9 protein-coding genes are annotated in these 12,845 nt (G+C 51.8%); 4 read left to right on the top strand and 5 right to left on the bottom strand.

The window, feature by feature from the left end:
• The first annotated feature begins 196 nt into the window (after positions 1–196).
• Positions 197–1,705, top strand: a complete 1,509-nt coding sequence (gene glpD, locus QEN32_RS01640) for a glycerol-3-phosphate dehydrogenase (RefSeq protein WP_242105629.1) — start codon at positions 197–199, stop codon at positions 1,703–1,705.
• 46 nt (positions 1,706–1,751) lie between these two features.
• Here glpD and QEN32_RS01635 read toward each other — a convergent pair whose 3' ends face one another.
• The 3 genes from QEN32_RS01635 to QEN32_RS01625 form a co-directional block, all read right to left on the bottom strand.
• Positions 1,752–2,297: a hypothetical protein gene (locus QEN32_RS01635; protein ID WP_265322212.1), complete on the bottom strand. Its 546-nt coding sequence runs from the start codon at positions 2,295–2,297 to the stop codon at positions 1,752–1,754.
• Between the two features lie 9 nt (positions 2,298–2,306).
• Positions 2,307–3,803, bottom strand: coding sequence for a PstS family phosphate ABC transporter substrate-binding protein (locus tag QEN32_RS01630; RefSeq protein WP_023205371.1), 1,497 nt, complete (start codon positions 3,801–3,803; stop codon positions 2,307–2,309).
• Between the two features lie 157 nt (positions 3,804–3,960).
• Positions 3,961–5,070, bottom strand: coding sequence for a glycerol dehydrogenase (locus QEN32_RS01625; RefSeq protein ID WP_265322211.1), 1,110 nt, complete (start codon positions 5,068–5,070; stop codon positions 3,961–3,963).
• Positions 5,071–5,407: 337 nt separating this feature from the next.
• Between QEN32_RS01625 and QEN32_RS01620 the strand changes: the two genes are divergently transcribed.
• The 3 genes from QEN32_RS01620 to QEN32_RS01610 are packed head-to-tail and all read left to right on the top strand — an operon-like array spanning position 5,408 to position 9,403.
• Entirely contained in the window at positions 5,408–6,742 is a 1,335-nt protein-coding gene (locus tag QEN32_RS01620) for an MFS transporter (RefSeq protein WP_001518078.1), read from the top strand.
• Positions 6,739–8,454, top strand: a complete 1,716-nt coding sequence (locus QEN32_RS01615; RefSeq protein ID WP_265322210.1) for a dihydroxy-acid dehydratase — start codon at positions 6,739–6,741, stop codon at positions 8,452–8,454. Before QEN32_RS01620 ends, QEN32_RS01615 begins: the two co-directional genes overlap by 4 nt.
• A 43-nt stretch (positions 8,455–8,497) precedes the next feature.
• On the top strand, positions 8,498–9,403 hold the full coding sequence (locus QEN32_RS01610) for a dihydrodipicolinate synthase family protein (RefSeq protein WP_000192193.1): 906 nt from the start codon (positions 8,498–8,500) through the stop codon (positions 9,401–9,403).
• A gap of 43 nt (positions 9,404–9,446) precedes the next feature.
• Here the strand turns inward: QEN32_RS01610 and QEN32_RS01605 are convergent, their stop codons facing one another.
• Positions 9,447–10,202: an IclR family transcriptional regulator gene (locus QEN32_RS01605; RefSeq protein ID WP_000724553.1), complete on the bottom strand. Its 756-nt coding sequence runs from the start codon at positions 10,200–10,202 to the stop codon at positions 9,447–9,449.
• 177 nt (positions 10,203–10,379) lie between these two features.
• Positions 10,380–12,827, bottom strand: a complete 2,448-nt coding sequence (gene glgP / locus QEN32_RS01600) for a glycogen phosphorylase (protein WP_000993424.1) — start codon at positions 12,825–12,827, stop codon at positions 10,380–10,382.
• Positions 12,828–12,845: the final 18 nt, after the last annotated feature.

The following is a 12,845-nucleotide window of genomic DNA, read 5'->3' as shown; positions in this document are numbered from 1 at the left end:
ATCGCTCTTTCATTATTGCCGGTGAAGCCAATTAAGGCATTTTATCGCCCAGTGTACGTTGACGGAGTAGCTTAACGCCATAATGTTATACATATCACTCTAAAATGTTTTTTCGATGTTACCAATAGCGCGTTTCTTTGCTATTATGTTCGATAACGAACATTTTTGAACTTTAACGAAAGTGCAAGAGGGCAGCATGGAAACCAAAGATCTGATCGTGATAGGCGGGGGCATTAACGGTGCAGGCATCGCGGCTGATGCCGCCGGACGCGGTTTGTCCGTACTCATGCTGGAAGCGCAGGATTTGGCCTGCGCAACCTCTTCCGCCAGTTCGAAACTTATCCACGGCGGCTTACGCTACCTTGAGCACTACGAGTTCCGCCTGGTCAGCGAAGCGCTGGCAGAACGTGAGGTGTTGTTGAAAATGGCGCCGCACATCGCCTTCCCGATGCGTTTTCGTCTGCCGCACCGCCCGCATTTACGTCCAGCCTGGATGATCCGCATCGGTCTGTTTATGTACGATCACCTCGGCAAACGTACCAGCTTACCCGGTTCCACCGGTGTGCGGTTTGGCGCAGATTCGGTGCTCAAACCTGAAATCGTGCGCGGATTCGAATACTCCGACTGCTGGGTAGACGATGCGCGTCTGGTGCTGGCTAACGCACAGATGGTGGTGCGTAAAGGCGGCGAAGTCCTTACCCGTACTCGCGCAACCGCCGCTCGTCGGGAAAATGGCCTGTGGATTGTCGAAGCGGAAGATATCGACACCGGTAAAAAATATGTCTGGCAGGCGCGCGGACTGGTTAACGCCACCGGACCGTGGGTCAAACAGTTCTTCGACGAAGGGATGCACCTGCCGTCGCCGTATGGCATCCGCCTGATCAAAGGCAGCCATATCGTCGTGCCACGCGTCCATAATCAGAAGCAGGCGTATATTCTGCAAAACGAAGATAAGCGTATCGTCTTTGTCATTCCGTGGATGGAAAAGTTTTCGATCATTGGCACGACCGATGTCGAATATAAAGGCGATCCGAAAGCGGTAAAAATTGAAGAGAGCGAAATTAATTACCTGTTGAAGGTCTATAACGCGCACTTCCAGAAACAACTGGGGCGCGATGACATCGTCTGGACGTACTCCGGCGTCCGTCCGCTGTGCGATGATGAGTCCGACTCACCGCAGGCGATCACTCGCGATTATACCCTTGATATCCATGATGAAAACGGCAAAGCGCCGCTGCTTTCCGTGTTTGGCGGTAAGCTCACGACCTACCGTAAGCTGGCCGAACACGCGATGGAAAAACTGGCGTCTTATTATCCAGGCATCGGGCCGGCATGGACCAAAACGTGCGTACTGCCCGGCGGCGACATCGACGGCAGCCGCGAAGATTACGCGGCGAAGCTGCGTCGTCGTTACCCATTCCTGACGGAATCGCTGGCGCGCCACTATTCGCGCACTTATGGCAGCAACACGGAGTGGATTCTCGGCGAAGCCACGTCACTGCTTGATTTAGGCGAAGATTTCGGTCATGAGTTTTACGAAGCGGAACTCAAGTACCTGGTGGATCACGAATGGGTGCGCCGTACTGAAGATGCTATCTGGCGTCGCACCAAAGAAGGCATGTGGCTGACCGCCGAGCAGCAGTCCCGCATCACCCAGTGGCTGGCGGCGTATGTTGAGAAACACCAACTTTCACTGGCGTCGTAATAAAATCCGGGGCGGTTTATACCGCCCTTTTCGCCACATACCGCATTCACTCGCCGGGTTTTGTACAGCCGGGCATATGATTAGTGATACGGTAGCGATCGACACTTATTTTGGTAATAAAGAAGGGTTTTGCCCGCGCTTCGCTATTCCAGAGAGTTTTCCCCGTTTTACACCAGCTTTTATGAGAAATGTTGGCATAATGAACCACGCTCTCCTCCCCCAGCACGCTTTCAAAATGCGCGCGTTTATCACCGTCGGCCACGCTAAAGTCAGCATAAAAAAGATTGCTGTCCAGGTTAAACGTCATCTCTATTTCACTGGCGGACGATGGAAAGAACACAGGTAGCCAGGTCCAGATACCGGATTGCTCCGGTATGGCGGCATAATCAGGAAAATAGCTTACCTGGCGATCATCGCAGGCGGTCAGCACAGCGACGATGATTAATGCCGCACCACACCGAAGAACCTGATTAATCAGCTCAGCAACAATATCTTTATGCCACGAAGGGGATTCACGCCGTGCAATACGAATATCAGCGCCGCTGGCCGGGTCTACGCCTACCCGTTCCACATATAATTTAACATCTTCCATTTAGTCCCTTTATTTCGCGGCCGGATACAGCGGCACATATCCCACATCCTGCACCAACTGCTGCCCCTGCGGGCTTAGAAACCAGTCCACCAGCTTTTGTGTTTCCGCTGTGGGGTGTTCACGGGTAACCATATAAACATCAACCGTGTACGGGTAACTACCGTTACGAATATTTTCAACCGTCGGCGCAACATCGTTTATCGCCAGTAATTTAATCTCTTTATTGCTGTGCATCTGCGTAGCGTAATAACGAAAGGTATAGCCAATGGCGTTGTGCGTATTGCGATACTCAGCCACGATATCCACCATTTCCCCCATCGCGGTTGCCACTGATGTTGTTTGCGCTGGCATCAGCTTCGTTTCTTTCATTACCTTCGCCAGCATCGCCGTTTGGCTGCCAGAGTTTTCCGGTCGCTGCCAGGGCTTAATGTCGATTGCCTCTCCGCCCACCTCATTCCAGTGGGTGATTCTTCCGCTAAAAATGCCGCGAATTTGTACATCACTCAACGATGACACGGGATTGTTTTGGTTGACGATAAACACAAACGCTTCACGTGCAAAGGGGGTGTAAACCAGTTTTACGCCACTGGCCTCGGCCAATTGCTTTTGAGCAGTGGAAGGCTGGGCGACAAAAATAAGATCGGCATTACCGTTAAGGATATTTTGATAGGCTTCAATGGTTCCCTGGTTTTCAAGGTAGTCTTCAGGGCAGATATCATCCGGAAAGCGCGTAAGCGCATAAAAAGCCGAGGCGTATAACGGCAAGCCAGCCGTTGCGCCATCGAGCCGCGGCCAATTTTGAGTTAGCAGAAGTGTCGGTTCATCGCGCAGCCCGGTTAGCTTGTTGCCCCATGTGTGCGCCTGATAATCGCGGAAATAAAGATATTCACTGCTCTCGGGAGCGGGATACTTCACGGCATAAAGATGTGACTGGTATACGGCACAGCTCCCGAAAAACAGCAGGCAAATCACCAGCAGATTACGACAAGTGTAGCCCGCACCGCCGCGTAGCACTCCCCAACGCGCACCGCCATACCCTAATGCAAAACAGAGCTGCGAGCCAACCGGGATGAGCAACACTGCCCATACCCAGCCGTTGAAAAAGGATATTACGCTGGGTACTAACCAAAGCGTTTGCGCCACCTGGGCGATGGGTTTACGCCCTATCGCGCGAATATTAAGATCGGTGAGAAACATCAGGATGACCCACCCCATCAGCACCACCAGAGCGGGCATAAGCAGGCAGCAATCACGCCATTCTGGATTTACCTCTGATGCATTTCCCTTTCCCCATATCCGGCCACAGAGAAAAATTAACCCTGCGCCCAGAAGCGCTACCGGGATAATGGTCGCCTCCTCAATAGATTGCGCGACGGGGATACTATTTTCAAGAACGCTAATGCACGCCCACGTTCCCCCCACGATAATCGTAATAATGTTCACCAGCAGCGGCACGCCGATAAACGCCATCATGATTGACAAAAAAAGCCACTTAGCATTTTTCATTTTTCTATCCGCTAATCCCTGCGATAGCGGAAGTATAAACCCGGTAGTCCTGAGCACCCCCCATGCATTTTTCTGAAATCGCGACGTTAAAACATTCACGATAGCGGCAGACAGAAGTTGAAAGTTCCGGCTGCCGTTTTTTATTTACAGGCTCACATTAACCTGCAAGATCGATCTTTTTCCGCGCCTGCCCAACAGCATCGGCGGCCCGCAATGCCGCCTGAACGGCCTCCGGCGTAATGGTAAACGGCTCGTTGTGTATCGTTTCCCCAGTTTGACAAGACGCCCTGGCAACGGCCAGCAGTTCATCATCGCTAACGCCAGCCAGACCAATATCCGCCAGCGTGGTGGGCAAGCCTATATCTTCACAAAATTGATAAACCTCCTCGATAAGCTCAGGCGCTCTATCGGTGAGCATAAGCATTGCCAGCGTGCCAAACGCAACCTTTTCCCCATGCCAGTATTTGTGCGTGGCGGGCAGTACCGTCAGACCGTTATGAATGGCGTGCGCCGCCGCCAGCCCACCGCTTTCAAAACCGAGCCCGGATAATAGTGTATTCGCTTCGATAACATGTTCGAGCGCCGGAGTAACCTGATGTTGTTCACAGGCAAGCTTCGCCAGGCGCCCATAGCGCATTAAGGTGGTGTAGCAAAAGCGCGCCAGCTCAAATGCGGTCATCGGTCCTGGCCTGGTGGTCATATTGCCGGCCCCTTTGATGCGGCAATCTTCCGCTTCAAACCAGGTTGCCAGCGCATCGCCTATCCCGGCAACCAAAAAGCGTACCGGCGCGGCAGCAATAATACTGCTGTCCACCAGCACAAGCGTCGGGTTACGTGGAATCATCAGGTAGCGTTTGAATTGCCCTTCTGGCGTATAGATAACAACCAGTGAACTGCACGGCGCATCCGTTGAGGCCAGAGTAGGAACCACGGCAATAGGCAGCCGCAGGCTGGCGCCGGTTGCTTTTGCCGTATCCAGGGTTTTCCCGCCCCCCATACCGACAATCACATCGGCGCCAATTTCCTGCGCGCGTGTGGAGATGCGAGCAATTTCCTCATCACTGCACTCGCTACTGAACACTTCGATATCAAATTCAATCACCCCGTGCAGTGCTGTCGCAACTGTATCCCGGTAGGTGTTGTGAACAACAGGATCCTGCAAAATCAGCGCCTTATGACCGAGTGCGGCCAATTCCTGCGGGAGATGCGTTGTCAACGCTCCTTTACCCTGAACATATCGTGACGGAAAGATCGCGGTAGTAACCATTGTTTCTCCTTAAAAAGCATTAAAGTTCAATATACAGAACACAAATTCCACATAAAGAATTTAATGCTGTTTACTCTGAACGCACAATGACCAGGTGAGAGCATCATCTTATCCTGTGAGGCAGCGCACAATTTTGGCTATGTATTAGACCGATGAGCAGTTTCCAGTGGGTTATCCGCTCTTTCTCACCTTATCTCCGTTCATTTTTGAAGCAAATCACAAAATATAACCTTCCTTAGAGTATGGAATTGACGCTGTATGAATACGTCGGCATAGTGTCAATATACAGAACAGTAGTTCCATATACAGAACACATTTTTGATACTAAAGGGATGCAATGATGAGCATTGAAATAGAGAAACCGACCACACGAGGGCGCTGGCTGCATATTATTCCAGCCACGATCCTCGTTTATATCGTGGCCTATATGGACAGGACCAATATCGCCATTGGGATCGCAGGCGGCATGGATGAAGATTTAGGCATGACGGCTTCTTTTGCCGGTCTGGTCGCCGGGATCTTCTTTATTGGTTATATCTTCCTGCAAATTCCCGGCGGTCAGATAGCCGAGCGGCTAAGCGCCAAAAAGTTAATTGCCTGGACAATCGTCGCCTGGGGTGGCTTTGCCCTGCTGACCGGTTTTGTTCAGACACCGACGCAGTTGTTGATTATCCGCTTTGTGCTCGGCGTGGCGGAAGGTGCTGTGTATCCCGCCATTCTGGCGCTGATTGGCCACTGGTTCCCAAATGAGGAGCGCGCCAGGGCTATCGCCTATTTCCAGATGAACCTGGCCGTCGCTTCTATTATTACCGGGCCGCTTTCCGGCTGGCTTATTGAAACCTACGGCTGGCGAGAGATGTTTATCATCGAAGGCTTGCTCTCTCTGGGACTGCTCTTTGTCTGGCTACCTTTGGTTTCCGATCACCCGCATCAGGCAAAGTGGCTGGATCCGAAAGAGCGCGCCTGGATCGAACAAAAATTGCTGGCCGATCGCGCGTTGAGTATTGGCGGAGAGCAAAGCAGCATTCGCGGCGTATTAAAAAGCATCAACCTGTGGAAGCTTGTCGGTATCTATTTCTTCGTACAGGTCGGCTTCTATGGCTTCGCGCTATGGATGCCAAATCTGATTAAACACCTGACCGGCAGCGGCATGACCATCGTTGGGGTACTCACCGCGGCGCCTTACGTTCTGTGCATTATCGGTCAGTATTACATCGCCAAATGGTGTGATAAGACGATGAATCGCCGCCTTTACACGGCTATTCCTCTGCTGGGTTTCGCGGTCTGCCTCGCCCTCTCCTTATTACTGAAAGATAACGTCTGGCTCGCCTACGGCATGATGGTTATTTGCGGGTTCTTCCTGCAAGCCTATGCCGGTCCATTCTGGACGCTGCCGCCATTACTCTTCGCCCCCAACGTTCTGGGCGGCGTACGCGGCACGATCAACGCCCTGGGCAACATCGGCGGCTTTATCGGTCCGTACCTCGTCGGGCTGTTAACGGTGACGTTCTCGCAAACAGCAGGAATGACCGTACTGGTTGCCGCCCTGCTTATCGCCGTTGGACTGCTTTTCAGCTTACCTTCTGTTACCGCTCGTCCTGCAGGTAGCAGTAACACACCTAACACCTCGACGCCGGGTGCGTCACTTAAACAGGAAGGAATCGCCAAATGAGCCAAAAATGTCAGCATGCTCGCGACCTGTGGTCGCAGCTCGACGCCCTGCGTCTTGGAATGAATTACAGCAAAGAAGATGTCAATAAACTGCAGATCCTGGTGGATGATTGCTATGGCGAAAGTCATCCGGGCAGTTTCCATCTTAACCAACTGGGCGATGAAGCCGTGCTGGGTGTTCATGAAAGCGGCGGGCGCGCGGTCCGTCACCATGTGACGGATATCTGCGACGGCTGGGGTCAGGGCCACGATGGGATGAACTACATCCTGGCATCTCGAGAAGCTATTGCCAACATGGTCGAAATTCATGCCTCAGTGGTGCCTTATGATGCCGGTATTCTGATCTCAAGCTGCGATAAATCTATCCCGGCGCATCTGATTGCCGCCGCACGCCTGAACCTGCCGCTGCTGCATATTCCTGGCGGTTCTATGCGTCCGGCACCGAATATGAGTACTTCTGACCTCGGCGGGATCACTGCTAAGTTGAAGAAAGGCGAAATCGGCATTCAGCAAGTGGAAGCCATGCAGCAATGCGGTTGCCCCACCGCCGGAGCCTGCCAGTTTATGGGAACGGCCAGTACCATGCAGTGCATGTCAGAGGCCTTGGGGCTGGCCCTGCCAGGCAGCGCTTTGCTGCCATCGACCCTGGCGGAAATTCGCCGCGTTGCCAGAACTGCAGGCCACCAGGCGCTATATCTGGCGGAGAAAAATATCACCACCCATAAGATCCTGACTCCTGCGGCGTTTGAAAATGCTATCAAAGTCCATGCTGCTATTGGTGGCAGCACCAATGCGATGATCCACCTTCCGGCCATCGCTCATGAACTTGGATGGGAGCTGAAGCCCGAACTGTTTGATCGGATCAATAACGAAATCCCTTATCTGACCAATATTCAGCCCAGCGGTGAATACGTTACCGAAATGATGTGGTTCGCTGGCGGCGTGCCAATGGTGCAATGGTATCTGCGCGATTATCTGGATCTTGATGTTCTTACCGTGACTGGCCGTACGCTCGGCGACAACCTGGAAATGCTCCATCAATCCGGCTTCTTTACCCGCAACCACGGTTACCTCAACAATTACAAAGTCAGCCCGGAGGAGGTGATCCATAAACCAGAAAATGCCACCAAAAAAGGGTCGATTGCGGTACTGAAAGGCAACATCGCGCCTGAAGGAGCGGTCATTAAATACGCGGCCTGTGCGCCGGATATGCACCACCATACCGGTCCTGCTCGGGTCTTTAACTCCGAAGAAGACGCTCAGCAGGCCATTATCCATAACCATATCGAACCCGGAGACGTCATTTTCATTCGCTACGAAGGCGCAAAAGGCTCTGGCGCACCGGAAATGCTGATGACCACCGATGCCATCGTGTATGACAAACGCCTCGACGGAAAAGTCGCATTGATTACCGACGGTCGTTTCTCTGGAGCGACCAGCGGGCCATGTGTCGGACACGTCTCGCCAGAAGCCGCTGATGGCGGGCCGATTGCCCTGGTGGAAGATGGTGATTTAATCGAAATGGATGTGAAAGGCCGCAAGCTCAATATTGTAGGGATCGACGGGATGCCTAAAACAGAAGAGGAAATACGCCGCTGTCTTGAAGAGCGTCGAGCAAGCTGGAAGAAACCTGATTATTCAAACCGTCGCGGCGTCTTTAAACAGTTCACCGCTAATGCAACATCATTAATGGCCGGAGCCTGGCTTAAATAATATCCCTGGCGGGCTACGGCTCGCCTGTTTTAAGGATCAATACATGACTCAGATTACGAAATTTCACGGCGTATTTCCGCCAGTTCCGACCATTGTTAATGCGCAGGGAGAGTTAGATAAAGTCGGCATGGCAACCTTGCTGGATCATCTTATTGCAAGCAAGGTCAATGGCGTATTACTGCTGGGCAGCGGGGGGGAATTTTGCCATATGACCAATGCGCTGCGTCTGGAAACCGCAGAGTTTTGCGTCCGTCATATTAACCGCCGTATTCCAGTACTATTAGGTATTAGCAGCACCAGCACGCAGGAAGTGATTGAGTATGGTCAGCATGCCGACCGACTCGAAGTCGATGCCGTGCTGGTACTCAATCCCTACTATGCCAGATTGACCGATGAGTATATTTATCATCATTTCAAAACCGTGGCTAATAACATAAAAAGCCCGGTCATTCTCTACAACTTCCCAGCATTGACGGGACAGGACCTTAGCGTTGATTTAATTACCCGGCTGGCGCAGGATCACCCCAATATTATCGGCATTAAGGATACCGTTGATAATATCAGCCATATTCGTGAAATCATCAATAATGTCAGGCCAGTGCGTCCGGACTTCGTTATTTTCTCCGGCTATGATGAATATATGATGGATACGCTTATCTTAGGCGGCAACGGCGGGATCCCAGCGACAGCGAACTTTGCGCCGCAGCTAACCTGCGGGATCTACCGCGCGTGGTGTGAAAAAGAGTATGAGACAATGTTCGGATTACAGCGCAGGCTGTCCGCGCTTTCCACTATTTACAGCCTGGATTCACCTTTCTTCGGGATAATCAAAAAGGCAATTCAGCTTAGCGGAGTCGATATTTCAACTCATGTAATGCCCCCCGTTTTGCCGGCAAATGAAGAACATATTTCGAATTTGAAGCAGATCTTACAGCGTGCGGGACTTTAAGCGATGACGAAAGCGGGCTTCTTGCCCGCTATGTCTTTTTATTTCAGCACATCAGACGCGTCAGGCTACGGCTGGCATCCATCATCAGCGTAGCAAGCGACTCGCGTTTATCATCGGGGATCTGGAACGTAACGCCGGATACGCTCAGGGCGGCGATCACTTTCCCCTGCGTATTGAATACCGGCACCGCAATGCAGCGCACGCCAAGGGAGTCTTCTTCGTTATCATAACCCCAGCCGCGACGGCGAATTCCTGCTAACTCCTGCTTAAGGATATTCACATCCGTGATCGTCGTATCCGTAAAACGCGTTAATATCTGATCTGGAGGCAGCAACTCCTCCAGCTCTTCCCCGCTAAGCCATGCAATCAGCACCTTCCCCAGCCCTGAGCTATGTAATGAGAGGCGCTTGCCCTCCCAGCTTCGAATCACAATAGCCTGTGGGCTTTCGACTTTCAGAAGGTAAATAGGGGCATCGCCCTCCAGAACGCCAAGATGGCAGGTCAGGCCGGTGTTATCGCGAATCTCTTCAAGAATCGGTAACGCGATTTTTTTAATATCGTACTGTTCCGCCGCTTTATTACCTAATTCATACAGGCGTAGCCCCAGATAATACTTGTCTTTTTCCTGGCGTAATAACCCATGCTCCACCATGCCGTTGAGCAAAGATGAGGTACTGCTTTTCGCAATCCCTGAATTTTGATGGATCTGGGTAAACGTTGCGCCATCGCACTCCAGAAGGTAAGCAAATACGCGCATAATTTTATCGAGAGCCGGAATAGATGTCGTAATCTTTTTCATATTATTATCAATTAATTATGGATTTTTCTGCTAATACTATACACCAGTACTCAACCCTTTTTCCATGACAGAGACCAAGTGCCGCTAACAGATTCAGCAGACGAATATCGGCATACCCCCCGAATATACCACGATAAAAAACGGGGCCGTTTGGCCCCGTTCTCAAGCGTTAAACCGCTACAACCGCACCGGATCAATATGCCAGATATTTTCGGCATACTCTTTGATGGTTCTGTCCGATGAGAAGTAGCCCATATTGGCAATGTTGAGCATCGCTTTCGTCGTCCATTCTTCCGGGCGACGATACAACTCATCCACCTTATCCTGGCAGTCCACGTAGCTGCGGTAGTCCGCCAGCACCTGATAGTGATCGCCAAAGTTAATCAGCGAATCTACCAGATCGCGGTAACGGCCTGGCTCTTCCGGATTAAAGACGCCGCTACCAATCTGCGTCAGTACCTGATGTAGCTCTTCATCTTTTTCATAATAGTCGCGAGGCTTATAACCCTGCCTGCGCAACGCTTCCACCTCTTCTGCAGTATTACCGAAGATAAAGATATTCTCCTCGCCGACATGCTCCTGCATCTCTACGTTCGCGCCATCCAGCGTACCAATGGTGAGCGCGCCGTTCAGGGCAAATTTCATATTACTGGTGCCGGAAGCTTCTGTCCCTGCCAGCGAAATCTGCTCAGACAGGTCGGCAGCGGGAATGATCACCTGCGCCAGGCTGACGCTGTAGTTCGGGATAAACACCACTTTCAGCTTGTCGCCAATCTGCGGATCGTTGTTAATCACTTTCGCCACGTCGTTGATCAGATGAATAATGTGTTTTGCCATGTAATAGGCGGAAGCCGCCTTACCGGCAAAAATATTCACCCGCGGCACCCAGTCGGCCTCCGGATTTTCTTTAATGCGGTTATAGCGGGTAATGACATGCAGCACGTTCATCAGCTGACGTTTGTACTCGTGAATACGCTTGATCTGCACGTCAAACAGCGCCTTCGGGTTAACCACCACATTAAGCTGCTGCGCTATCACTACCGCCAGCCGTTTTTTATTTTCCAGCTTCGCCTGACGCACCGCATGATTGACCAGCGGATAATCACAATGCTGCTTCAGCTCGCTGAGCTGACTAAGATCGGTACGCCAGGTACGACCAATATTCTCATCCAGCACGTCAGAAAGCGGCGGGTTTGCCAGCGCCAGCCAGCGGCGCGGCGTAACGCCGTTCGTGACGTTACAAAAACGGGTCGGGAAAATCTTCGCAAAATCCGCGAACAACGACTGCACCATCAGGTTGGAATGGAGTTCAGAAACGCCGTTGACTTTATGGCTGACTACCACCGCCAGCCAGGCCATCCGTACCCGGCGACCGTTCGACTCATCAATAATCGACGCGCGTCCAAGCAGGCTGGTATCGTTGGGATATTGCTCCTGCAACGTTTTAAGGAAATAGTCGTTAATCTCGAAGATAATCTGCAGGTGACGGGGCAGAATTTTCCCCAGCATATCGACGGGCCAGGTTTCCAGCGCCTCGCTCATCAACGTATGGTTGGTGTAAGAGAAGACCTGACAGCACACCTCAAACGCGTCGTCCCAGCTAAATTTATGTTCATCAATCAGCAGGCGCATCAGCTCCGGAATTGACAGCACCGGATGCGTATCATTGAGGTGAATGGCGATTTTATCCGCCAGATTCTCATAGGTTTTATGCAGTTGATAATGACGGTGCAGGATATCCTGCACTGTCGCCGAGACCAGGAAATACTCCTGGCGCAGGCGTAGCTCTCGTCCGGAATAGGTGGAATCGTCCGGATAGAGCACCCGTGAAACGTTCTCAGAGTGGTTTTTATCTTCCACCGCCGCAAAGTAGTCGCCCTGGTTGAATTTACCGAGGTTGATTTCACTACTGGCCTGCGCATTCCACAGCCGCAGTGTGTTAGTGGCGTCGGTGTCGTAACCGGGGATGATCTGATCATACGCGACGGCCAGAATCTCTTCCGTCTCAATCCAGCGCGCTTTTTTACCTTCCTGCTGAATGCGCCCGCCAAAAAGCACCTTATAGCGCGTATTGTGGCGCTTGAACTCCCACGGGTTGCCATATTCCAGCCAGTAATCCGGAGATTCTTTTTGTCGCCCGTCGACAATATTCTGCTTAAACATGCCGTAATCGTAGCGAATGCCATACCCGCGACCCGGTAATCCTAGCGTCGCCAGCGAGTCCAGGAAGCAAGCCGCCAGCCGTCCTAAGCCGCCGTTGCCAAGCCCTGGGTCATTCTCTTCATCGATCAGCTCTTCGAGATCTAAGCCCATGGCCTCCAGCGCGCCTTTAACGTCATCATAAATGCCCAGCGAGAGCAGCGCGTTAGAGAGGGTACGACCAATCAAAAACTCCATCGACAGGTAATAAACCTGCCGGGTTTCCTGCGATAATTGAGCTCGATTAGAACGCAGCCAGCGCTCCACCAGACGATCGCGCACCGCGAACAACGTGGCGTTCAGCCATTCATGTTTATTGGCAATGACCGGGTCTTTACCAATCGTAAACATCAGCTTATAGGCAATAGAATGCTTAAGCGCCTCAACGCTGAGTGTGGGCGATGCATAAGTAAACGGAGCATTCATATAAATGATTCCTGGATG

This window comes from Salmonella sp. SA14318, from assembly GCF_029866905.1.
Classification (GTDB): domain Bacteria; phylum Pseudomonadota; class Gammaproteobacteria; order Enterobacterales; family Enterobacteriaceae; genus Salmonella; species Salmonella enterica.
This window is presented reverse-complemented; position numbering and strand designations above follow the sequence as displayed.